Source organism: Janthinobacterium sp. NKUCC08_JDC, from assembly GCF_019345575.1.
Taxonomy (GTDB): Bacteria; Pseudomonadota; Gammaproteobacteria; order Burkholderiales; family Burkholderiaceae_D; genus Janthinobacterium; species Janthinobacterium aestuarii.
Window position 1 is genome coordinate 1 of record NZ_JAHKQW010000008.1, and the last position, 22,528, is coordinate 22,528.

At 63.2% G+C, this 22,528-nt stretch carries 19 protein-coding genes; 12 read left to right on the forward strand and 7 right to left on the reverse strand.

The genetic code is table 11. From position 1 onward, the window contains the following. Nucleotides 1–425: 425 nt before the first annotated feature. From KO538_RS18690 to KO538_RS18710, 5 genes are read right to left on the reverse strand one after another with little or no spacing between them, the layout of a single operon-like run. On the reverse strand, nucleotides 426–1,154 hold the full coding sequence (locus KO538_RS18690) for a YfaP family protein (RefSeq protein WP_219329286.1): 729 nt from the start codon (nucleotides 1,152–1,154) through the stop codon (nucleotides 426–428). A gap of 29 nt (nucleotides 1,155–1,183) precedes the next feature. Further along, nucleotides 1,184–2,842, reverse strand: coding sequence for a DUF2300 domain-containing protein (locus tag KO538_RS18695; protein WP_219329287.1), 1,659 nt, complete (start codon nucleotides 2,840–2,842; stop codon nucleotides 1,184–1,186). A 23-nt stretch (nucleotides 2,843–2,865) separates the two neighbouring features. Beyond that, nucleotides 2,866–7,416, reverse strand: coding sequence for an alpha-2-macroglobulin (locus tag KO538_RS18700; RefSeq protein ID WP_257620444.1), 4,551 nt, complete (start codon nucleotides 7,414–7,416; stop codon nucleotides 2,866–2,868). After that, on the reverse strand, nucleotides 7,413–8,093 hold the full coding sequence (locus KO538_RS18705; RefSeq protein ID WP_034754292.1) for a DUF1175 family protein: 681 nt from the start codon (nucleotides 8,091–8,093) through the stop codon (nucleotides 7,413–7,415). Before KO538_RS18705 ends, KO538_RS18700 begins: the two co-directional genes overlap by 4 nt. After that, nucleotides 8,090–9,697: a DUF2138 family protein gene (locus KO538_RS18710; RefSeq protein ID WP_219329288.1), complete on the reverse strand. Its 1,608-nt coding sequence runs from the start codon at nucleotides 9,695–9,697 to the stop codon at nucleotides 8,090–8,092. The genes KO538_RS18705 and KO538_RS18710 overlap by 4 nt, the downstream gene beginning before the upstream one ends. Nucleotides 9,698–9,831: 134 nt before the next feature. Here KO538_RS18710 and KO538_RS18715 point away from each other — a divergent pair, with 134 nt between their 5' ends. The 10 genes from KO538_RS18715 to KO538_RS18760 all read left to right on the forward strand — a co-directional run bounded on the left by KO538_RS18715 (nucleotide 9,832) and on the right by KO538_RS18760 (nucleotide 19,621). Continuing rightward, the gene (locus KO538_RS18715; protein WP_219329289.1) at nucleotides 9,832–11,352 is read left to right on the forward strand and encodes a B12-binding domain-containing radical SAM protein; all 1,521 of its coding nucleotides are present in this window, start codon (nucleotides 9,832–9,834) and stop codon (nucleotides 11,350–11,352) included. Nucleotides 11,353–11,409: 57 nt separating this feature from the next. Continuing rightward, complete coding sequence (locus KO538_RS18720; RefSeq protein WP_070301984.1) at nucleotides 11,410–12,543, forward strand: ABC transporter permease; 1,134 nt, start codon at nucleotides 11,410–11,412, stop codon at nucleotides 12,541–12,543. Next, a complete protein-coding gene (locus KO538_RS18725; RefSeq protein WP_219329290.1) occupies nucleotides 12,543–13,442 on the forward strand; it encodes an ABC transporter ATP-binding protein in 900 nt (299 codons plus the stop codon). Before KO538_RS18720 ends, KO538_RS18725 begins: the two co-directional genes overlap by 1 nt. Next, complete coding sequence (locus KO538_RS18730) at nucleotides 13,442–14,401, forward strand: MlaD family protein (protein ID WP_034754305.1); 960 nt, start codon at nucleotides 13,442–13,444, stop codon at nucleotides 14,399–14,401. The genes KO538_RS18725 and KO538_RS18730 overlap by 1 nt, the downstream gene beginning before the upstream one ends. 12 nt (nucleotides 14,402–14,413) lie before the next feature. After that, entirely contained in the window at nucleotides 14,414–15,028 is a 615-nt protein-coding gene (locus KO538_RS18735) for an ABC-type transport auxiliary lipoprotein family protein (protein ID WP_219329291.1), read from the forward strand. After that, a complete protein-coding gene (locus KO538_RS18740) occupies nucleotides 15,025–16,212 on the forward strand; it encodes a VanZ family protein (RefSeq protein WP_219329292.1) in 1,188 nt (395 codons plus the stop codon). The genes KO538_RS18735 and KO538_RS18740 overlap by 4 nt, the downstream gene beginning before the upstream one ends. A gap of 40 nt (nucleotides 16,213–16,252) precedes the next feature. Beyond that, nucleotides 16,253–16,570 carry a ferredoxin gene (locus KO538_RS18745; RefSeq protein ID WP_034781335.1) on the forward strand — a complete coding sequence of 106 codons (318 nt, stop codon included), beginning with the start codon at nucleotides 16,253–16,255 and terminating at the stop codon, nucleotides 16,568–16,570. 62 nt (nucleotides 16,571–16,632) lie between these two features. After that, a complete protein-coding gene (locus tag KO538_RS18750; protein ID WP_219329293.1) occupies nucleotides 16,633–17,286 on the forward strand; it encodes an alpha/beta hydrolase in 654 nt (217 codons plus the stop codon). A gap of 115 nt (nucleotides 17,287–17,401) precedes the next feature. After that, nucleotides 17,402–18,547, forward strand: coding sequence for a D-alanyl-D-alanine carboxypeptidase family protein (locus tag KO538_RS18755; RefSeq protein WP_034754313.1), 1,146 nt, complete (start codon nucleotides 17,402–17,404; stop codon nucleotides 18,545–18,547). Nucleotides 18,548–18,694: 147 nt separating this feature from the next. Beyond that, on the forward strand, nucleotides 18,695–19,621 hold the full coding sequence (locus KO538_RS18760; RefSeq protein WP_034754316.1) for an aldo/keto reductase family oxidoreductase: 927 nt from the start codon (nucleotides 18,695–18,697) through the stop codon (nucleotides 19,619–19,621). Here KO538_RS18760 and pssA read toward each other — a convergent pair. Further along, nucleotides 19,618–20,358: a CDP-diacylglycerol--serine O-phosphatidyltransferase gene (gene pssA / locus KO538_RS18765; protein WP_257620456.1), complete on the reverse strand. Its 741-nt coding sequence runs from the start codon at nucleotides 20,356–20,358 to the stop codon at nucleotides 19,618–19,620. The genes KO538_RS18760 and pssA overlap by 4 nt on opposite strands. 266 nt (nucleotides 20,359–20,624) lie before the next feature. On the opposite strand from pssA, the gene KO538_RS18770 reads away from it, so the two are divergent. Next, nucleotides 20,625–21,575: a CAP domain-containing protein gene (locus tag KO538_RS18770; protein ID WP_257620445.1), complete on the forward strand. Its 951-nt coding sequence runs from the start codon at nucleotides 20,625–20,627 to the stop codon at nucleotides 21,573–21,575. 105 nt (nucleotides 21,576–21,680) lie between these two features. Continuing rightward, nucleotides 21,681–22,316 (forward strand): Hpt domain-containing protein, encoded by a 636-nt coding sequence (locus KO538_RS18775; RefSeq protein ID WP_034754319.1) that lies wholly within the window; start codon nucleotides 21,681–21,683, stop codon nucleotides 22,314–22,316. 3 nt (nucleotides 22,317–22,319) lie between these two features. Here the strand turns inward: KO538_RS18775 and KO538_RS18780 are convergent, their stop codons facing one another. After that, entirely contained in the window at nucleotides 22,320–22,517 is a 198-nt protein-coding gene (locus KO538_RS18780) for a hypothetical protein (protein WP_034754322.1), read from the reverse strand. Nucleotides 22,518–22,528: the final 11 nt, after the last annotated feature.

Consider the following 22,528-nt stretch of genomic DNA (forward strand, 5'->3'; position numbering starts at 1 on the left):
CCAGCGTTCAATCTGAGCCAGGATCAAACTCTTCAGTTTAATCTCTGTTACTTTGCCATTTTATTGGCACCGTCATTGCTGACGGGTCGCTCACTCAAAAAACTGACAGGCTACTTCCGAAGAAGTATCCTATTTCATTATTTCTTGTGAACATTTGATATTTTAAGTTTTACGCTGCTTGCGCAGCGCTGCACTTACATCAAATGCCCACACTTATCGACTGTTAATTGTTAAAGAACTGTATTCGGTACTGCTTTCGCGCTATCGACAAAGCGTTGTGTTTGTCAGTTGCGAAGAAGGAAGAGTACGAAGCGTTTGCAGCATTTCGTCAACCTTCTTTTTTTCTCGTCTCATTCAGCATTTGCATGCGTCGTTCAGCGAGGGGGCGAATTATAGCCAAGGCGCCACGGCGGCGCAAGAGACATTTATGGCAAGACAAACGATTTCACCAGGGTCAGCTCACCCGCCGCCCGCATCGGCACCTGAAAGCTCTGCAGCTTTTCGCGCGGCGTGCCTTCGTTGGTGATGATCGATATGCGCGCGACAGTCAGCATGGCGGTGTTTTCGCCGCTGCCGTAGTAATTGACATAGGCGTGATAGTTGCCCTTCACGGGCGCCGCGCTGGAAAAGATTTCCGGGCCATAGCCGGTCGTCACGTCCACGTCCAGCGCACCGCCATCTTTTAATACGCGGTTGCCGTACCAGGCGTGGCCGCCGTCCGGCGTGACCACATGCAGATCGAGGTCGGTGCCGGCACTGTCCCACGAGAGCACGATGCGCAGGCGCGCCTGGGTCTTGCCCTGGTAGCTGTCGACAAACTGGGTGCGCGCGCGGCTCCGACCATCGGGCGAGCGCACTTCCACGCTGTTCGAGCCGCTGCCGAAGCCATACGGGCGGCCATAGCTGCCATCCTCGCCCACTTCCATCGGCATCGCCACGCCGTTGACCACCAGGGTAGCGGGCTTGCCCTTGACGGCGCCCGCGATACGGCCCCGTATCTGCGCCGTTTCAGCCTGGCCTGGCTGCAGGTTGACCGACGCGGCGGGGTAATTGACCGCTTGCGTATAGTCCTCGCGCGCACCGGCCGAATTGCGCCAGCCGCTCTTCGGTGCGTCGATGGTGACCTGGGCCTGCGCCCATAATGGCAATAGCATTAGCGGAATCGCGCAACGGATATAAAAACTCACAGGGCCTCCAGGTTAAGGTCGACGAGCCGGCGTGCCAGCCGCTCGACATATTCTTCGTCCTGGCCACGCGGATGATTGCGCAGGCCAAGGTGTAAATATTCATGGGCCAGGGTGATGCGGTCTTCGCGCGTGGCCAGCGGCCGCATATAAATGCGGTTGCGCGACTGCTCCGAATATGGCGCGCCGCTCTGCAAGGCGCAGACCAGCGGCGCTTGCGGCGGCGCTTCATAACCGGCCTCGCGCAGCAGCGCGCGCTGCCAGCGCGGCACGGAGCGCGCCAGCCAATCCTCGTTCTGCGCCAGGCGCCGGCAACGCGCGCCCGTATTGCCGAAGGTGCTCAGGGCGCCGCCGGGATAGGCCGCCGCCAGCAATTCATCATAGTGCTTGCCCTGTCTGGCCTGGCGTACCGCCTCGCTCCACGCCATCGTGCCCTCGGACGCCTGGTTGCTGTGATAGCGCACGGTGACGCCATCGACAATCAGCTGGTCGGTCCAGCGCGCAATGGCCAGCGCCGCTGGCGTGGCGGGGCTGGGACTGACACGCTGGGTCGCGCTGCTATCGGCGATCTGCTGGCAGCCCGCCACCGTCACCGCGTTCTGCTGCAGATACGTGCGCGCGGCAATCGCCAGCGCCTTGGCCGCTTCCGGCTCGTTGGCGTTCGCTTCGCGGTCAAGCACGCGCGCCACATATTCATTGACGCCGAAGCGGCCACGCAATTGCGGACGGCCGCCCTTCTCTTGCAGCAGCATCAGCTCACCGGTACTGCGCAAGGCCAGATTCTGGCCATTGTCGAATTGCACATGATAGCGGCCATTGAGAGGGCCAGGTACGGCCACGCCACGTTCGCCGCGCACGGTGCGGATAGGATAGCGCTTGAAATAATCGACCACCACGCAACCGCCATCGTCGGCCGCGCCTACCGGCGGCAAGCTGGCGGCCAGCCTGGGCGCCCACTGCTCGAAGACATTGCTGCTGCCGCCCGCGCCACCAAACCAGATCGGCGTGCCGTCGGCCAGCCAGCCGGCCGCGCCGCCGATACGTTCGTCCGTCCGGCGCTGTTCGTGCCAGGAATACGTTTTGACGCGCAGCTGGCTGCCGAACCAGCGGGCAGTGCCAGCGCCGCGTCCATCGAGCACCACGCGCAGCAGCGCCGCTTCGGCGTCCACACGGCTGGCAGCCGGGATTCTGTCCAGCGCGCGCAGCAGGCTATCAAGGCGCACCGTGCGCGCCGGCGCAAGTTGCGCAGGGTCGGACAGCCAGGAAAAATCCCCTGCGGGCGCCGCGCCCAGACGTCCGGTCCAGTACTGACGCCATGAAGCCGGCGCGATCATCAGGCGCTTGGGCGAGAAAAATGGACCGCACGATTGCGCTAGCGCCGCGTCGTGGCCGATGCTCTGGCCCGCATCGCAGCAATACACTTCTTCCGGATCACGGCCGCCGCAGCGGTAGTCCGGCATCGCCACCTTGTTATCGCTCGCATATACATACACGAACAACTTCCACAAGCTGGCCAGCGGTACTTGCCGAGCGCCGTCAAACGGCGGCGGCGCCGTGCCACCCTGGCGCAACTGGTGCACTTCCATCTTGCCGTCACGCCACCAGGCCACATCCAGCGAGGCCGAAAAAGCGGGCTTCGCCAGCAGCAAAGCAGCCATCAAAGCAGGACGTACAAGGCCCATCACTCGACCTTCAGCGCGCGCGTGGTCTTGCCGCCGCCTTCGAAGGCTTTCTGCTCCGGCTGGTACATGCGGTAAAAGCGCGCCGGCGGCAGCACGTAACTACCCTTCTGCGCAAAGCGCAGCAAATGACGCACCGTCACCTCGCCGGTCAAAGGCTCGATCGGCACGGCGTAGCCGTCGCGGCGCTCCGTGTGGCGCGCGCGTTCCAGCGCGGCCGGCTTGTCGCCCGCCATGACCATGCCCCAAGTAGTCGATTCGACCATGGCGCCGGGCGGCAGCGCCACTTCCAGCAAGCCAAAACGGTGCTTCGCACCTGGCCCCGCTTTCAAGGTGATTTCATCGAGGTACAGCGCGTCCGTACTGAGCGCTTCGCCCGGCTTGACCAGCTCCGTCGTGTAACCGCCCTTGCCCGCCTTCATGTGCAGGATGCGGCGCTCGACGGCAACCGGCAAGGTTTGCGCTTCGGCGGCGTGGCTGTCGTACTGCAGCACAGCCACCGTGCCGGCCGGCGCCGGTGCGGCGAGACGCAATTTATCGGGAATACTCTTGGTGTCGCTCCAGCGCCAGACCGGCTGGCCACTGCGGCTGTCGCGTTTTTGCCAGGCGCCGTCCAGTGCAACGGCGGGCCCCTTGCCAAACGATACGCCGCCCAGCTTCTTTTGCACCCACATCAAGGTCATCGCGCGGTCCAGTGTCGGCATTTCGGCGCGCACACTGGCCAGCACCGCGTCGGCCTGGGTAGCCGGCACTTCGCCGGCCAGCATCAGCAAGGCCTGCGCCACCGGCGCTTTGGACTCGCGCAGCACCTGCCACGAGCTGGCCACCTGCAGCTGCAGCCCATGCGGCAGGGCGATGCCATTCTGGGCGGCGACCAGCGCCACCAGGCCAAGGCCCATCGCTTGCGCCTCACGGTCAGAAGCTCCGCCCAGCAACAGGCTGCTCGTGTCGCCAGCCTGGCGCGGCTTGCCGCCCAGGACGGCAATCGCGCTGTCGTCCACCAGGCCGGCCGCCAGGGTCTGCGTGGGCAAGCCCATCTCGCGCGCCATCCACAACACCAGCGCACGGTCGCCCATCGCGTCCTTCAAGCCATGTTCGCTGTAGACGGCCAGCAGTTTATTCCAGTGCTCGGGCGGCAGCTCGATGCGCAGCGCGCGCGCCGCGTACCAGTCGGCGTAATAGGCATAGGCCGTCATCAAGGCATTGCCGGCCGTGGCGTTGCCCCACCAGCCGAAGGCGGCGTTCGGGCCGGCCATGGAGACCAGGCGCAAACGCTGCGCCGTGAGCAGTGTTTGCAGGCGCTCGCTTGCCGCGCCGGCGTCCGGCCCCAGGCTTTGCGTGGCCAGCGCCAGCGGAATCAAACGGCTGGCCGTCTGCTCGACGCAGCCATACGGATAGTCGATCAGGTCGTCGGCAATGCGCGCGAACTGGCTGGCGGCTCCTTGCGCGAACGAAACGCGGATATTGCGCGCGTCCGCCGGCAGCTTGAGCGGAATATCACCGGTGGCGCCATCGAGCGGCAGCACCAAGGAGCGCGGGCTGCTCCAGGCGGCGGGCAAGGTTTGCATGGCCGTGTCCAATGCGTCGAGCACTTTGCCATTCTGTTTCAGCTCCAGGCGCAGCGGCCCGCTACCTGTCGCCAGCGGGAATTCGACGTAATTGACACCCGGTTTGGCGGACATCTTTTCCATCTTCGGCTGCGCCCCGCCGGAAAGCACGACGTCGAGCGCCTGCTCCTTGCCCGTCTGGTTGAATACCGCCACCGAGGCACGCGGCGCATCGCCGGCGCGCATCCAGTCGGGCGCCGTCCACTTGGCATAGAAGTTTTTATCGGAACGCAGATAGGCCGTGCGCTGGCCCACGCGCCCCTGTTCATCCATCGCGCGCCCCGTGATCCTCCAGCGGGTCAGCGCGTCGGGCATGGTAAAACTCACGCGCGCGTTGCCATTCACGTCGGTCTTCAGCGAGGGCGCCCAGTAGGCGGTGTCGATATTGTCGCGGCGCGGACGTTCGAGCACCTTCACGCCACGCTCGTTGTAGTTGTGTCGCGCGGGCGCGCCGGCCGTGCGGCCCTGCGCCATGTCGTAGCTGATGAAGGACAGGCTGGCCGTCGTGCGCACGTTGTTGCGGCGCGGATGGTAGAAGAAGTCACCGATGTCCGGCGCGATTTCCGGCTGCAGCACGTAGATCATTTCATCGACCACACCCAGCGCCACCATGGTGCTCAAGGGCTTGCCGTCCAGGGTCGCCTTGACGTCCAGCGTGACTTTGTCGCCCGGCTGGTAGACCTCCTTGTCGCTCTTGAATTGCAGCGCGATGCGCGGCTCGATCACTTGCAGGCCCGCGTTCTCGAAGACAAAGTCGCCATTGCGCGTGTACGCCACCGAGAACGTCATGTTCGGGCCATGCTCTTCTTTTACCGGGATACGCACCCTCCACTGGCGCGGCGCCACGCGCTTCGCCTGGTACCAGTCAGCGGTTCCGGCCATCAAACCATGGTGTTCCACCTTGTCGCGCTCGAGCGTCAACAGCGCCTGGTCGACCTTGTCGGAGAACGTGATCAAGGCTTCGGCCGTGTCGCCCGGACGATAGCGGGCGCGGTCCAGCACGATCTCGATGCTGCCCGGCGTCGTTTGCACGCCATCGCCGGCGACCCAGTGGCTGGCGGCGGCCAGCAGGTTGCCGCGTTCGTCGCGCAGCGCCAGCTGATACGAGCCGGAGGCGGGGAACGTCACGTCCCAGCCCTTGGCATTTGGATCGAACGCGCCGTCGGTCTTGCTCTGTTTTTCCAGCTGCACCATCTCCCAGCGCACGGGTTTGGCCGCGCCCTGGCCATCGGCCACCAGATCGAAATGCACGGCCTGGCCAGGATCGGAAAACTGGCGCGTGGCCTTCAGCTGGTAGCTGCTGCTCGAGCGTTCTATCATCAGCTCGCGCGTCGCCTTGACGCGGTAGGCCGCGCCATCGGTCGCCAGCACGGTCAAGATGTAGCGCGACGGATCGGCGGCGGGCGGCAAGCTGAAGTCCACATTGCCGCTGCCGTCGCTCGTCACTTCCTCCGTCTTCAGGGCCACGGGAAACAGGCCGCTGTAACGCAACTCGCCTTCGACCATGGTGTTTTGCTGGCCGCGCAAGGACAAGGTCATCTTCGCGTTTTTCACGGGTTTGCCATCAGGGTAGCGCAGCGCGATGCTGCCCTTGACGGCCTCGCCCGTCTTGAATTCCGGCTTCGAAGGCTGGACGTTGATTTCAAAGTGCGGCTTGACGTATTCAGCCACGCGGAAGGCCGCGCCATACACGCCATCCTTGTAATTGAAACGCAGTTCATAGCCGCCGGCGGTCGCTTCCGTGGGCAAGCGGAAGCGCGTGTCGGCGCCCGTCTCGCCAGACAGCTGCAGCGTTTGCGTCAGCAGCGGCGTGCCATTCGGATTGAGCACCGTCAGGCTGATCGGCGCCGCGCTTGCTGCCTGCGAGTTGCGCGCGGAGGTAAATTCGCGGCCCAAAAACTTGACGTTGACTTCATCGCCGGGCCGGTACAGAGGCCGGTCCGTCACGGCATAGATCTTGGTGTTATAGATCTCGCTGTCATAGTAAAAATTCTCGGACACGAACACGCCGCCGGCGCGGTCCTGGCCCAGCACATACGTGTGTTCGGGGCTGCCGCGTTCGAGCGAGGCGACGCCATCAAAGCCCGTGGTGGCCGACTGCAGCACGCCGGTGCCGTCGGTCCACGCCACATTGGCGCCCGCCACGGCGGCGCTGTTGTCGCGCCGCGCCGTCCATACGAGCATCTGGCCGGACGACACCTTGGTGACGGCCACCGTGTCCGACACGAATACCAAAGTGGTGGCGCGGTGCTCGCCGATGATCGCTTCGATCAGGTACAGGCCCGGCTTGCGTTTGCCCAGCGGGATCATCACGTTGCCGGCGCCGGCGACGATGAAGTCGCTGCTGGAGCCATCGAGCTTGACGCCTTTCGGCGGCGCGATGGCCTTGGCTTGCCAGATCGGATAGCGGAAGCTGTCGACCAGTTCCATGCCCTTGATCGGCTTGTACTGCGGATGGTTGGCGAACACGGTGCGCCGGCGGATCGCGTCGTTGGTCGCCAGTTGCGGCTGTTCTTTCGTGACCGCGAGGCGTGCCTCGCCGGAAAACAGCTTGCGCCAGGCCAGGCGCGACTGCTTCCACCAGCTATCCCACAGAAAACTCAAGGTGTTGGCCAGGCCTTCGCCCTGGTAATTGCCCTCGACCTGGATGCGGTGCAGATTGCGCTGCTTTTTCAGGAATTCCATCGGTTCGGGCACGCGGTAGACGACGATGTCGGCACCCGAATACGCTTCCAGATTCATGCGTCCCATGTCGCGGCCCGGCACCTCGAGGCGCACGCGCGCTTCATCAAGACTGCCGTAACTGGCGTCTGACAGCAGGAAGAACGGTTCACCCTTGAAGGTGCTGTAGTTGCTCGGCTCGCGCTGCTGCGCGGAGGCGCTGCCCAGCATGAGCAGCGCCAGAAAGCCCATGAATAGCAGCTTCATGAAAAAAATCGGCTTCATGATAAAAATGCCAGCCGGAACACCCCGGCGAAATTGGGATTGTTGACCACAGGTTGCCACCGCGTGTCCTTCCAGCTCGTGAGTTCTTTGATATCGACGGTCCGCAGACCATTGTCGTCGGGGGTGACGGTGCCGGTGTGGTAGGCGATGCGCGCTCCCATCCAGACCATCAAATGCTGTTCGTCTCCCTGGTCGAAAAACAGCAGGTCGCCGGGCAGCGCCTGGCTGATTTCGCGGGCGATGAAACGGCTGTTGTGCTGCACCAGCGCCAGCGCCGTGACGAAGTGGCCGACATTGCCGCCTGTCTGCACCCAGCGGTTGCGCAAGGCGGCCTGAGCCGCGCTCAGTTCCAGCTCGGGCGGCAGGCGCCGGTTGCTGGCGATGCCGTTCGCATGCAGCCACTTCGCGTCATGCACGGTGAGCGCCTCATTGACGGCAAAGCGCACCAGGCCGGCGCAATCGCGGTGCGTCCAGCGCGGCGACGGGCCACGCTCGATCTGCGCGTTGACGATGCGCAGCATCCAGGCCTGGAAGGCGCGGCTCTGGGCTTGCGACAGCTGCACTTGCGGCTCGGCAGCCGCGCGCAAGGCCCAGGCGGGCATTGCCACGGTGGCGGCGCAAGCCGCCAGCCAGCGCAAGGCGGCACGGCGTCCATGCCGCCCATGCCACAGCGTCATCGCGCGGCCTCTTGCCATTCCAGCGTTTCCCATGACGTGCCGCTGGCTGGCTGCCGCTTGAGCACCATGCGCAGCGGTGGATATTTTTTCAAGGCGTTCAGGCGCGGCACCAGATGTTCGTTGGCGGCCGCGCGCAAGACCGGTTCGTTATTCGCCGGCAGGGTATCGAAGGCTTCCAGCTCGATCAGCCGGGCCAGCGACGCCGGCGCGATCAGGCCGATGGTGCGCGCGCCATCGGGTAGCAGGTCGCTGGCGGCCGGCGCCTGCTTGCGGCGCACGGCCAGCACCTGGTCCACCAGCTTGCCGTCGGTGGAAAAGACAACGGTATTGCCGGCCACGGCCAGCGCCGGCGTGGACTGGCCCAGGGCCGTAGCGACACTGCGTTCCCAACGCGTGGCGCCATCTTTACCTGTCGTTTTGCGCACGGGGTCCTTGCCGCCGATGGCCGCCTCGAACAAGCTGCCATACAGAGCGTCATCACCGGCCTGCGCACTGCGCGTGGCGACAAAAACCGGTGTATGCAGCCGCGAACTGCCATACCAGCACGCGGCGGCCGGGCCTTGCAAGTGCCCGGCCAGCGGCGCCACCGGCGCGGAGGTCTTGCTGCCCAGGCGTTTGAGCACGGGCTGCAGCGCGGTCCAGTCGACCGGCACGCTGAAACAGGCGCTCGGGTTGTGCGGCAGCTGCGGCCACAGGGCGCTGCTGTCGTAGCCGCCGTTTTTCAGTTTATCGGCATTGAGCAGCACCTTCGATTGCCAGGCGCCCTGTTGAAAATCGAAGCGCAGCGCCTCTAACGCGCCAAAGAAAGGCTGGTAGCCGAAGGACAGGAAGTCCGCCTTGACGGCGATGCTGTGGCCCTCGGGCGCGGCGCCGTCGAGATGGAACTGTGCATGAAAGACCTTTTGCTTGGCAGCTTCCGGCGCCAGCAGGCTGGCCACGGTTTTCTCGGCCGTGCCATCGCCATGCTTGCCGTCGCTGCCGCCATACAGCATGCCGGGATGAGACAGGATGACCAGGCGTTGGCCATGCGCGGCAAACAGCAAGGTGCGCTGGTAAGCGTAGTTCAGCGCATACACGGGCACCTGGCCGCCATCGACGCCCAAGCTGCCGGCCACGCGCATCTGCGTATCCTTCAGGGCGATCTTGCCCGCTTCTTCCAGCAGGCGCGTGAGCTGGCTGCGCGACACGGCGATGGCGAAATGCTTGAGCGAGCCGTCGGCGTCGCGCCACAAGGCTACTTCCGCCGGCTGGTCCAGCACCATGCGCAGCAGCTGGTCACCCCAGCCCAGCTCATGCTCGTAAGCGATGCGGCGCAAGCTGCCCTTGAGCCCCAGCCGGTCTTCGCTTTGCTCGTAATAGAACAGGAAATCCTCACGCAACACGTCGCGCGCCAGCGGCACCGTCAGCAAGTCGCGCGGCAAGGCCGACAGGCTTTTCGTGCGGACCAGCGCGTCGGGCCGGGATAAATCGAGCTTCAGGCCATTGACCGGCCCCATCGCGCCCCAGCCAAAAACCCGATAGCCGACCAGTGCGGCCGCTACCACGGCCACGCCGGCCAGCGTCCCGAGCAGGACTTTTTTATTGAGTACTTTTTTCGCCAGCACCTTGTATCCTTTTAGCCTGCCGTAGCATTGACAAGTTAGTAATTATTGACAAATGGTAACATGGCATTTGTTGCCGCAGCGCACAGATGATGCGACAGCGTAAAATAGCGGTTTCGCCGTTTTCATCGCCTCCCATGACCATCCTGCTCTCCACCCTGAACGCCCGCTACACCCACGCCTCGCTGGGATTGCGCTATCTGCTGGCCAATATGGGGCCGTTGCAAGCACAGACGCGGCTGCAGGAATTCGTCATCGGCACGAAAACCACGGAACTGGTCGAACGCATCCTCATCAACAAACCGCGCATCATCGGTTTTGGCGTGTATATATGGAACGTCGAGGAAACGACAAAACTGGTGGCCATGCTCAAGCGCGTGGCGCCCGAGGTCATCATCGTGCTGGGCGGGCCGGAAGTGTCGCATGAGGCGGGCGAGCAAGAGATCGTCAAGCTGGCCGACTACCTGATTACGGGCTGGGGCGACGTCACCTTCCCCAAGCTGTGCGGCGAGATCCTCAACGGGCCGAAGCCGCTGATGAAGATCCACGCGGGCGTGCAAGCGCCGCTGGCGGAACTGCAACTGCCCTACTCCTTGTATACAGACGACGATATCCGCCACCGCACGATTTACGTGGAAGCGTCGCGCGGCTGTCCGTTCAAGTGCGAATTCTGCCTGTCGGCACTGGACAAGACGGCCTGGCCCTTCGCGCTCGAGAACTTCCTGGCCGAGATGGAGTCCCTGCATGCGCGCGGCGCGCGCCTGTTCAAGTTCGTCGACCGCACGTTCAATCTGAACATCAAGACCAGTTTGAAGATCATGCAGTTCTTTCTCGACAAGATCGAAGCGAATCCGGACGACCCGATCTACGCCCACTTCGAACTGGTGCCAGACCACTTGCCTGACGCCTTGAAAGAAGGCATCAGCAAATTCCCGCCAGGCGCGCTGCAGTTCGAGATCGGCATCCAGAGCTTCAATCCGGACGTGCAATCGCTGGTCAGCCGCAAGCAGGACAATCAAAAGGCGGCCGACAACATCCGCTGGCTGTGCGAGGAATCGAACGCCCACCTGCACGTGGACTTGATCGCCGGCTTGCCGGGCGAGGATGAAGCAAGCTTCGCGGCCGGCTTCAACAAGCTGGTGGCCTTGAAACCGCATGAAATCCAGTTCGGCATATTGAAGCGGCTGCGCGGCACACCCATCATTCGCCATACGGAAAACTATGGCATGGTGTTCGATCCGCACCCGCCTTACACCATCCTGGCGAACAAGCAGCTCGATTTCATGAGCATGCAGCGCCTCGTGCGCTTTGCCCGCTACTGGGACCTGGTCGCCAACTCGGGCCGCTTCGCCAATACGGTGCAATGGATGCTCGGTGACGCGCCATTTGAAAACTTCATGGATTTTTCGAACTGGCTGTATGCCCATACGGACGCCACCCACCGCATCGCCATGGAGCGCCTGGCCAAGCTGGTGGCGCAATGGCTGCAGACGCGCGGCATGAGCGCGCTGGAGGCCAACGCCCTCGTGGCCAGCGACTATGCGGGCGGCGCGCAAGCCAGCTCTCATGCCAAGCCAGCCGAAGTGAGTACTGGCGGCGCCAAGGTGCGCCCGGACGTCGCCCTGCCGCAGCGGCAGGCGCGCCACCTGGCGTCCTGAGGGGCCGGCGATTGAACAGCGGTGGCGGTCTGCGCCATTCTCCCTTAAACTGGCACGATGCCGACTGTACAATCGCCGAAACTGACCCTCTCCCAGACCAGCTCCCAACAGGGAGCCCTTGTCACTGCCAGCGGCACCTGGCAGGTGCACGCGCTGGCGCATGACAATGCCATCAAGTCCATCGACGCCCAGCTCAAGCCCTTGCAGGGCGATGCCAAGGCGCAATGGGACCTGTCGGCCATCGACAGCATGGACCATATCGGTGCCCAGCTGTTCTGGAATGCCTGGGGCAAGCAGCGTCCCGCGCAGCTGACCCTGGCGCCATCGCAGGAAGAGTTTTTCCGGCGCATCGAAGAAACGGGGCCGCTGACGACGCCGCCCTCGCGCGCCAACCGCCTCACGCCCGTGATGAAACTGGGCATGGCCATCCTGCTGTTTTTCGAACATTTGAAGGGCTTTATTGCCTTGGTCGGCCAGGTAACGCAGGATATCGGCCGTTTCGCGCGCCATCCGATGCGCGGGCCATGGCGTGAAATTTCCGCCAATATCTTCCATGCGGGCTTCCAGGCGCTGGGCATCACGGCCCTCGTCGGCTTTCTGATCGGCGTCGTGCTGTCCTACCTGTCCGCGCAGCAGCTGCGCGCGTTTGGCGGCGACATCTACCTGGTCAACCTGCTGGGCATGAGCGTCATCCGCGAACTGGGGCCGCTCTTGGCCGCCATCCTCGTGGCCGGGCGCTCCGGTTCATCCATCACGGCCCAGCTGGGCGTCATGCGCGTCACGGAAGAACTCGACGCCATGCTGGTGATGGGCATTTCCCACGGTTTCCGCCTGATCATGCCGAAAGTGCTGGCCCTGGCCATTTCCATGCCCCTGCTCGTCATCTGGACGGACACGGCCGCGCTGATCGGCGGCATGGTGGCGGCCAAGGTGGAACTGAATCTGTCGGCGCGCTATTTTATACAGAAGCTGCCGGACGCCGTGCCGCTGGCCAACTACATGATCGGCCTGGGCAAGGGCGTGATTTTCGGCATGCTGATCGCCCTTGTCTCGTGCCACTTCGGCCTGCGCATCAAGGCCAACACGGAAAGCCTGGGGCGCGGCACCACCACCGCCGTCGTCACGGCCATCACCGTCGTGATCCTGGCCGACGCCGTGTTCGCCATCGTCTTCAATGGAGTGGGCTACTGATGGCGGACGACACCAATATCGCCTGCGGCACCGGCAAGGACGGCCAGTTCAACCTGCATGGCAGCGCGCCCGTGGTGGACATCACCAATCTGTGGACCAAGTTCGGCCGCACCGTCGTGCATCAGGACTTGAACCTGGAAATCGAACGGGGAGAGATCCTGTCCATCGTGGGCGGCTCCGGTACAGGCAAGACGGTGCTGCTGCGCCAGATGCTGGGCCTGGAACATCCGGCGCGCGGCTGCGTCAAAGTCTTTGGCGAAGATATTAATAAGGCAAGTTCCGACCAGCTGCAACAGTTGCGCAACCACTGGGGCATGCTGTTCCAGCAAGGCGCCCTGTATTCGGCACTGACCGTGTTCGACAATGTGGCCCAGCCGATGCGCGAATTGCGCGTGCTGCCCGAAGCGCTGGTGCACGACGCGGTATTATTGAAGATGAATATGGTGGGCCTGGGCCCGGAACATGCGCTCAAGATGCCGTCGGACTTGTCGGGCGGCATGATCAAGCGCGTGGCACTGGCGCGCGCCCTGGCGCTGGAGCCGAAGCTGCTGTTCCTCGATGAACCGACGGCGGGCCTGGACCCGGACCTGTCGGAAAGTTTCGTCGCCCTGATCCAGTCGCTGCACCGCGAGCTGGGCTTGACGGTGGTGATGGTCACGCATGACCTCGACACCTTGTTCGCCCTGTCCACGCGCATCGCCGTGCTGGCGGAAAAACACGTGATCGCCATCGGCCCCACGCGCGAGGTGATCGAAGTCGACCACCCGTTCATCAAGCAATTTTTCCTCGGCGACCGCGGCAAGCGCGCGCTGGCCGTCCTCGATGAGAAACAGGCGGCGGCGGGCAATGCGGCGCAGCCAGGCGACGACGCCGGCACAGACACGAAAGCGGAGAAGTAATGGAAAACAGATCACATGCCCTGATGACGGGATTTTTTACACTGACCTTGCTGGTGGCCGCCATCCTGTTCGGCGTCTGGTTCAACCGCGACCGCGTGGAACGGGTGCCGTATCTGCTGGCCACCACCCTGTCCGTGCCGGGCCTGAACCCGCAGGCGACCGTGCGCTACCGGGGCCTGGAAGTGGGCAAGGTCGACGCCATCGACTTCGACACGCAAAAGGCGGGGCAAATTCTCGTACACATCAGCGTGGCGCCCGACACCCCCGTTACCAATACCACGTTTGCCACCCTCGGCTACCAGGGCGTGACAGGCATCGCCTACATCCAGCTCGATGATGAACATGTCGGCTCCAAGCTGCTGGGCACCAGCAAGGACAAGCCATCGCTGATCCCCCTGCGCGCCGGCTTGCTCGACCAGCTGGAAAAGCGGGGCAAGCGCATCCTCGACCAGGCCGAACAGATCACCAACAAGGTCAACAACCTGCTCAGCCCCGACAATCAGGCGGCCATGCTGGGCGCCTTCACGGAAGTGGGCAAGGCAGCCAAGGCCTTTGGCGCCATTCCGCAGCAACTCGAACCGACCCTGACGCAATTACCGCAACTGACGGAACAGACGCGCCAAACCCTGACGGCTGTCAGCACGGCCAGCAAGAACGTATCGGACTTGACGGCCACGTGGAAAAAACTGGGCAACGACATCCAGGCGCCAGGCGGCGTGCTCGACAAGGTCAATGGCACGGTCGACCGGGTCGGCAGCTCGGTGGAAACGGTGGCCAATGGCGTGTCGCTGGAAGTCTTGCCGCAAGTAATCGAGCTGAGCGGCGAAGCGCGTTCCTCGATGCGCGCCCTGAAAACCACCATGAGCACGCTCAATGAACAGCCGCAGAGCATCTTGTTCGGCGCCCCAGACATCCCGCCCGGCCCGGGCGAGCCCGGTTTTTCGGCACCGGGCAAATAAGGAGAACACCGCATGCCTACCCCACGCAATCTCAGCGCACTCATCCTGGCCGCCGCATTCCTGCTGGGCGGCTGCGCCAGCCGCGGCCCCGTCCCCACTTTCTATGATTTCGGCCCGGCCGCACCGCTGGCAGACGCGCAAGCAGCCGCGCCAGCCGTGCCCGTGCTGGTAATCGCCGACGCCAACGGTCCATCCTGGCTCGACAGCCAGCGCATGTATTACCGCTTGCTGTACGCCGATGCGCAGCAATCGCGTCCGTACGCCTACAACCGCTGGAACACGCCGCCGCTGCAACTGCTGAGCCAGCGCCTGAAAACCCGTGTGGCGCAAAGCGGCGTGAAAGTGCTGTCGACCACGGACGCGGCCGCCGGCATGCCCCTGCTGCGCATCGACGTCGATGATTTTTCGCAAAACTTCGATACGCAGACGCAGAGCAGCGGCCACGTGTCGCTGCGCGCCTCGCTGTTTCGCGGCCACCGCCTGATCGACCAGAAAACCTTCAGCCGCAGCGGACCGGCCGGCAGCGCCGATGCGCAAGGGGGCGCGCAGGCGCTGGCGGCGGCCTCGGACGCCATCGCCGCCGACCTGCTCACTTGGCTGGGCACGCTGAATATCACGAAAGAATGACCGACCCCGCATCCCCCGCCAGCCCGCCAGCGCCGCTGCCGCCCGTCCGTTCCTCGCCCGTGTCGCGCGCGACCCTGCTCGCCTACGTCTTCCTGATCGTGTACGCGAGCTGGTTCCCGTTCACGGGCTGGCACAGCAATGGTTTGTCGCCGCTGACGTTCCTGGAAAACACGCGCATGCCCCGCTACTGGACGGGCTTTGACGTGGGCATCAACGTCGTCGGCTACATTCCGCTGGGCGCGCTGATCGTGTATTCACTGTTTCCAAGGATCACGGGTTTCTTTGCCGTCATCGTCGCCAGCCTGTGCGGCATGTTAATTTCCGGCAGCATGGAAGCCGTGCAAACCTATTTGCCCAGCCGCGTCTCGTCGAACCTGGACTTTTATACGAATGCGGCCGGCTGCTGCATCGGTTCCATCATCGGCGCCCTGACGGCGCGCAAGCTGCTCGACCATAGCCATCTGTTCCGCTTGCGCCAGCGCTGGTTTGCCCAGCACGCCAGCCAGGGCCTGGTGCTCGTGGCCTTGTGGCCGCTGGCGCAAATCTATCCGCAAGGCTATCTGTTCGGCCTGGGCCAGCTGCTGCCCATCCTGTCGGACTGGCTGTCGCAGCTGGCGGGCGTCGATATCGATCTGGCCGCGTATCTGCGTCCCGATGTCGTCTTGACGGTCGAACAATATTGGCTTTCGGAAACCATCATCACGGCTTGCGGCATGACGGGCGCCGTACTGACCCTGTTGTGCCTGCTGCGCCGCGCCGCGCCGCGCACCATCTTGATGCTGGCCCTGATCGCCGCTGCCTTGATCGTGCGCTCGATGGCCAGCGCGCTGCTGTTTTCACCGGAAAACGCCTTCGTCTGGATCACGCCGGGCGCCCAGGGCGGCTTTTTGATTGGGCTGATCATGCTGGGCGGCCTGGCGTTCGCGCCGCACGTGGCGCAGCGCCGCATCGCGGCCGCCACCTTGCTGCTGAGCCTGGTAATGGTGAATACGACGCCGATCAACCCATATTTCATGTCAACCTTGCAAGGCTGGTTTCAAGGCAAGTTCCTCAACTTCAATGGCGCGGCGCAATTTTTGGCCTTGCTGTGGCCCTTCATGGCCCTGTGGTTCCTGTGCCTGCCCTCGCACCGCCTGAACCGGCAGGAAGATGTGCAGCGCCAGCGTCGCGAAGACCACCCATAAGCGTTATCATGGCGCATTGATGATTCCGCAGGAGCATAGTATGAGCGACGCACCGTATTTTGAACGCCACGTTTTTTTCTGCATGAACAAACGTGAAGACGGCCGCAACAGCTGCGGCGACCATGGCGCGGAAGCGGCACAAAAGCATTGCAAGCGCCGCATCAAGGAACTCGACATGAACGGCGCGGGCAAGATCCGCATCAACCAGGCCGGCTGCATGGACCGCTGCGAAGAAGGCCCGCTGCTGGTGATCTACCCGGAAGCGACCTGGTACACCTACGTCGACACCAGCGATATCGATGAAATCATCGATACGCACCTGGTGGGCGGCAAGATCGTCGAACGCCTGAAAATCTGAGCCGCATATTTAATTTCAACGTTTTAACTTCAAATTAAGCCTACGCCACCAGTATGAGCATCATGAACAGAAACTCGGAAAAATTTACCCTCGCCGGCCATGCAGGCAGCATGGAAGGCTTGCTCGATTTCCCGGCAGACACTCCCCGCGGCATCGCCCTCGTTGCCCATCCGCATCCGCTGTACGGCGGCACGATGGACAACAAGGTCACGCAAACCCTGGCGCGCGCGTTTGTCGCGCTCGGTTACGTGGTGGCGCGCATCAACTTCCGCGGCGTCGGTGCTTCCGAAGGCGTGCACGACCATGGCGTGGGCGAAACGGACGACATGCAGTTGCTGTATGAACACATGCGCGGCCTGTACCCGGGCTTGCCCGTGGCACTTTCCGGTTTCTCGTTCGGCACCTTCGTGCAATCGAAACTGCAGGAACGCCTGGCCGCCGCCGGCACGCCCGTCGAGCGCCTGGCGCTGATCGGCAGCGCGGCCGGCAAGTGGGCCATGGCCGACATTCCCGCCGACACCATCTTGATCCACGGCGAACTCGACGACACGATCCCCCTGTCCGCCGTCTTCGACTGGGCCCGTCCACAAGACATTCCCGTGATCGTGATCCCCGGCGCCGACCACTTTTTCCACCGCAAGCTCAATCACATCAAGAACCTCGTGATTGCCCTGTGGCATGGTGACAAACCCACAATCGCAGCAGATGATCATTGAAGTGTGGGCTTACTAGCGCCTCCACGGCTATAATTGATCCGTTTTTTCCACGCGGCCATGCAAGCACCAACAGCATGGCCCTCAGCCTTCATCTTTTTCTCGCAGACCAGCCTCCATGAAAAAACTTTTAGCGGCACTGGCCTCCAGTGTATTTTTCTTTTCCGCCGCCTACGCCCAGAGCGTTCCAGCCCCGACCATCGCCGCCAAGTCCTGGCTGTTGCTTGACGCCACCAGTGGCCAGATCATTGCTTCGCAAGATCCGGACGCGCGCATCGAGCCGGCCTCGTTGACCAAGATCATGACGGCTTACCTGACGTTTGCCGCCATCCGCGAAAAGAAACTGGCGCTGGACCAAAAAGTCAACGTGTCCGTGCGCGCATGGAAAGTCGATTCGAGCAGCTCGAAGATGTTCATCGACCCCGCTACCCCTGTCTCGATCGACGACTTGCTGCACGGCCTGATGATTCAATCAGGTAACGACGCCGCCGTGGCGCTGGCGGAAGCCGTTGCCGGCGATGAAGGCACGTTCGTCGTGCTGATGAACCGCGAAGCCCAGCGCATGGGTCTGAAAAACACGCGTTTTGCCAATCCGCATGGCTTGCCTAGCCCCGATAACTATTCCACGGCGCAAGACCTGTCCGTGCTGGCCAAGCGCGTGATCGCCGACTACCCGGAATTCTACAAAATCGATTCCATCAAGAGCTTTACGTACAACAAGATTACCCAGCCTAACCGCAACCGCCTGTTGTGGCTGGACCCTACCGTCGATGGCATGAAAACGGGCCACACGGAAGCGGCCGGCTATTGCATGATCGCCTCGGCCCGCCGCCCAGGCGGCACGGGCGAGCGCCGTTTGATCTCCGTGGTGCTGGGCACCTCGTCGGACCAGGCCCGCACGCAGGAAAGCCAGAAGCTGCTGAACTGGGGCTTCCAGAACTTCGATACGGTCAAACTGTACTCGAAGGGCCAGGCAGTGGCCACGCCGGAAGTGTGGAAGGGCTCGAAAGGCACCGTGAAAATCGGTTTCGCCCGCGATGTGCTCGTCACCGTACCAAAAGGCACGGCTGCCAAGATGAAACCTGTGCTGGAACGCAAGGACCCGCTGGTCGCGCCATTGGCTGAAAACGCCCCTGTCGGCAAGCTGAAAATGATGGTCGACGACAAGGTCCTGCTGGAACTGCCTGTCGTGGCACTGGAAACCATCAACCAGGCAACGATCTTCGGCCGCGCCTGGGATTCGATGCGCCTGTGGATGAAATAAGCAGTTAGCGTTCCCCATAAAAAATGCCCGCAGATGTTGCGGGCATTTTTTTCGTCTGTCTCGCCGCCGATTTCTCCACAGCATGCTGTAGCGTAGCTGGCTATAATCGTGGCGTCACCTTCATCTCCACCATCAGAAAGCCAGCCCATGAGCCATGTGTTTCCCGCCAGCCTGCAAGCGCCGCGCAGCCGTTTGAGCAGCAACGGTCCCGAACTGTCGCGTATCGTTGCCGGCATGTGGCGCATCGGCGAGTGGAATATGTCGGCGCAGCAGCGCCTGGCTTTCATCGAACAATGCCTGGCGCTGGGTGTGTCAAGTTTCGACCATGCCGACATCTATGGCGATTACAGCGCCGAAGGGCTATTTGGCGAAGCGCTGGCCCTGCAGCCGGGCTTGCGTGACAAGATGGAGCTGGTCAGCAAGTGCGGCATCAAGCTGCTGTCGCCGCACCGTCCCGGCCATGCCATCCAGCATTACGACACGAGCGCGGCGCACATTACCAGTTCCGTGGAACACACCCTGCGCCAGCTGCACACGGACCGCCTGGACTTGCTGCTGATCCACCGTCCCGACCCGCTGATGGATTTCGACGAGATCGCCGGCGCCTTCACGCAATTGAAAGCGGCGGGCAAGGTGCTGCACTTTGGCGTGTCGAACTTCAGCCGCCACCAGTTCGAGTGCCTGCACCGGCGCTTCCCGCTGGTAACGAACCAGGTGGAATTTTCGCCGCTGCACGTGGCGCCCCTGTTCGATGAAACCTTCGACGGCTTGCAGGACGTGGGCGTGGCGCCGATGATCTGGTCGCCGCTGGCGGGCGGCCGGCTGTTCCAGGGCGGCGACGCGAATGTGGAGAACTTGCGCAATGTGATCAAGCAGATCGCCGACCAGCTGCAGCGTCCGTTTGCCAGCGTGGTGTTTGCGTGGATCATGCAACTGCCTTGCCGTCCCCTGCCGCTGACGGGCACGGGCCGCATCGAAGCCGTCGGCGTGGCCGTGGAAGGCACGCAGTTTACACTCAGCCGCAGCGACTGGTTCGCCATCCTGCGCGCCGCACGCGGGCACGAGGTGGCTTAGTCAATTTCATCCGGATCGTTGAAAACCTGGGGAAGCGCAATGCCGCGCCAGCCCAGGTACCACGCCAGGTTGAGCAGCAGGGTGGCGCCGATGTAGACGGCGAAGAACAGCGCGAAGAAGCTGGTCTTCAGCCACACGAGCAGGGCGATGGCCAAGATCAGCACCAGCAGCGCGGCCAGGCTTTTCTTTTGCTTGGAGCTGGGGAAACGCAAAGTCGACACCATCAGGCTGCCCACGCCGACGAGCAGCAGCATCAGCAGATAGCTGTGCAGCATGGAATCGATGGGCGCCGGCCAGGCCACCACGACGGCCGCCACGCAAGCGGCCCCGGCCGTGATCGGCATGCCGACGAAATACAGGGGGTCCGTGCGCCCCACGTTCACATTGAAGCGCGCCAGGCGCATCGCACCGCACGCGACAAAGAAGAAGCTGGCCATGCCGCCAAAGCGCAGCAGCAGCGGATCGTGCACGCCCATCTGCACGAAGCCGTAGCAGTACAACAGGACGGCCGGGGCGCAGCCGAAATTCATCACGTCGGCGATGGAATCGAGCTGCACGCCGAACTGCGAACTGGTGTTCGTCAGGCGCGCGACATAGCCGTCGAGCGCATCGAACACGCCGGCCAGCACCAGCAGCGCCGCCGCCAAGCGGTAGGCATCCGCGTCGCCCACGGCGGCGTTATCGACGGAAATGACGATGCTGGCAAAACCGCATGCTATCGAAAGCAAAGTCACCATGCTGGGCAAGGCGTATTTGGCGCGCTGCAGGCGCGACTTGGGCAATGTGTTCAAATGTATGGGCAATCAAAAAATCGGAAGTAAGGCGATGCAGCGGCAAACGCTGCGTTACGCTCATTCTACCCTGCGCAGCTGCGGCACCGTCCGCGCACGAGCACGACATATCTTTTCATGGATGCGCTACGCGGTATCAAAATACCTTAGAATCGTTTTACAGGACAGCACGCTGGCCCCACCGCTGTCCGCCTACCTATACAGGAGCCAACTTGATTGCCTCGTCACTGCGTTGGAAATACTGGATACCCGCCCTGCTGAGTGCAGCACTGCTGAGCGCCTGCGGCGGCGGCGATAGCGGCAGCAATACGTCGCTGAGCACCTCGACCCCGGCCGGACAGCTGACACAGGAGCCGGGCGCTCCCGTCCTCAGCAACAATATTGCCACCGATGGCTTTAACTGGTTCAACTACCGGCGCAGCCAGATCGGCCTGTCGCCTATGGTGCGCAACAGCCTGATCGACAGCGCGGCGCTGGGCCATTCCAGCTATCTCAATCTCAACAGTACGGTGGCGCACGAGCAGGTGCAGGGCAAGCCCGGCTTTACGGGCGTCAAGCTGGGCGACCGCCTGGCCAAGGCCGGCTACGTCGTCACGTCGCTGCAGGGCGAAGTCATCGCCGGCGCGGGCAACACGTCCGGCTTTTACCTGGCCGAAGAGTTGGTCACGGCCATCTATCACCGCTTCGTCATTTTCGAGCCGCTGTTCAAGGAAGGTGGCGCGGGCGCGGCCGTCAGCAGCTCCGGCTATGCCTATTTCACCACCGACATGGCCGGCAATCGCAACTATGGCCCCGGGCTGGCGGCGGGACAGATCGTCACCTATCCTGTCAGCGGACAGCAGAAGGTGGCCGTCAGTTTTTCCAGCGATAACGAATCGCCAGATCCCGTGCCGAACCAGGACGTGGTCGGCTACCCGATCAGCGTGCATGCCAACTACGGCACGCCCGTCAGCGTGACGGCATTCAGCGTGCGCCAGCGCGGTGCCGCCACGGACCTGGCGGTACGCCTGCTCACCAGCGGCAACGATGTGCATACGCCGGTCTCGGCCGCGTCCATCATCCCGCTGGCGACCTTGAACGCGAACACCAGCTATGACGTGAGTTTCATCGGCAAAGTCAATGGCGCGGACGTCACGCACAGCTGGTCATTCACGACGCGCTAGCGATGTCGCTGGCGGCCAAGCGGGCGCGGCGTCGAGGATGACTGGATGTAGAATAGCTGTTCCTGCTTTACGGCAATTGACAAGTTTTGGGGCGCTCTGCACAGCATGCTGAAACCACACGCCACTTGCGATGATGATGCCGCCGTTGCGGCATCCGACATGGTCCGTATTCTCGATGTCGAGAACGGACTGGGCCGCATCATGGGCGACCGCATCCTGTACCTGAAAATCCTGCGCCGCTTCCTGCACGACCACGGCACCACGCCGTGCCAGATCCGCGCCGAATTCGACGCGGGCAACTACGCTTCCGCTCGCCTGAAGGCGCATACCCTGAAAGGCGCCGCCGGCATGATCGGCGCGCGCCACGTGCACAGCCTGTCGGAAACCCTGGAATCGGCACTGCGTGCGCAGGCGCCCGACCTGGCCCAGCAGATGCTGCAGCTGGAACTGGCGCAGGATCAATTGCTCGGCGCGGTCAGCAGCATGCTGGGCACGCCGGAGGCAACCCACACGGCGGCGCAGGACGTGGCACCCGACCCGGCCGCACCCGCCATCCAGCTGCTGCTGGCACGCCTGGCCAGCCACCTGCGCGAAGGCGACGGCGCGGCCATCGACATCCTGGAAAACTCGGCCAGCCTGCTCGCTGCCAGCCTGGGCGTCAACGTCTACCAGGAGGTGGCAGCCGCCGCGCACGAGTTCGATTTCGAAGGCGCCCTGGCGGCGCTGCTGCGGCGCCGCTAGCGCTCAGCTGTTGTACTGCGCCTCTTCCGCATACGCCACGCAACAGCTCTTGCAGCAGAAACGGCGCACGGCATCGAGCGGCTTGTCGCAATACCAGCATGCGCCTTTCGGCGGCAGCGCTGCGATCAATTGCGGCAGGGAAGGCAATGGCGGCGCCACCATCCCCCTGCTTTCCACGACTTCCGGCTGTTCGCTGTCCATGGCGCTTCCTT

Excerpts from the sequence above, each read along its gene's own strand:
- KO538_RS18690 (WP_219329286.1), bottom strand. The coding sequence starts at position 1,154 with ATGCTATTGCCATTATGGGCGCAGGCCCAGGTCACCATCGACGCACCG.
- KO538_RS18695 (WP_219329287.1), bottom strand. The coding sequence starts at position 2,842 with ATGGCTGCTTTGCTGCTGGCGAAGCCCGCTTTTTCGGCCTCGCTGGAT.
- KO538_RS18700 (WP_257620444.1), bottom strand. The coding sequence starts at position 7,416 with ATGAAGCCGATTTTTTTCATGAAGCTGCTATTCATGGGCTTTCTGGCG.
- KO538_RS18705 (WP_034754292.1), bottom strand. The coding sequence starts at position 8,093 with ATGACGCTGTGGCATGGGCGGCATGGACGCCGTGCCGCCTTGCGCTGG.
- KO538_RS18715 (WP_219329289.1), top strand. The coding sequence starts at position 9,832 with ATGACCATCCTGCTCTCCACCCTGAACGCCCGCTACACCCACGCCTCG.
- KO538_RS18720 (WP_070301984.1), top strand. The coding sequence starts at position 11,410 with ATGCCGACTGTACAATCGCCGAAACTGACCCTCTCCCAGACCAGCTCC.
- KO538_RS18725 (WP_219329290.1), top strand. The coding sequence starts at position 12,543 with ATGGCGGACGACACCAATATCGCCTGCGGCACCGGCAAGGACGGCCAG.
- KO538_RS18730 (WP_034754305.1), top strand. The coding sequence starts at position 13,442 with ATGGAAAACAGATCACATGCCCTGATGACGGGATTTTTTACACTGACC.
- KO538_RS18735 (WP_219329291.1), top strand. The coding sequence starts at position 14,414 with ATGCCTACCCCACGCAATCTCAGCGCACTCATCCTGGCCGCCGCATTC.
- KO538_RS18740 (WP_219329292.1), top strand. The coding sequence starts at position 15,025 with ATGACCGACCCCGCATCCCCCGCCAGCCCGCCAGCGCCGCTGCCGCCC.
- KO538_RS18745 (WP_034781335.1), top strand. The coding sequence starts at position 16,253 with ATGAGCGACGCACCGTATTTTGAACGCCACGTTTTTTTCTGCATGAAC.
- KO538_RS18750 (WP_219329293.1), top strand. The coding sequence starts at position 16,633 with ATGAACAGAAACTCGGAAAAATTTACCCTCGCCGGCCATGCAGGCAGC.
- KO538_RS18755 (WP_034754313.1), top strand. The coding sequence starts at position 17,402 with ATGAAAAAACTTTTAGCGGCACTGGCCTCCAGTGTATTTTTCTTTTCC.
- KO538_RS18760 (WP_034754316.1), top strand. The coding sequence starts at position 18,695 with ATGAGCCATGTGTTTCCCGCCAGCCTGCAAGCGCCGCGCAGCCGTTTG.
- pssA (WP_257620456.1), bottom strand. The coding sequence starts at position 20,358 with ATGGTGACTTTGCTTTCGATAGCATGCGGTTTTGCCAGCATCGTCATT.
- KO538_RS18775 (WP_034754319.1), top strand. The coding sequence starts at position 21,681 with ATGCTGAAACCACACGCCACTTGCGATGATGATGCCGCCGTTGCGGCA.
- KO538_RS18780 (WP_034754322.1), bottom strand. The coding sequence starts at position 22,517 with ATGGACAGCGAACAGCCGGAAGTCGTGGAAAGCAGGGGGATGGTGGCG.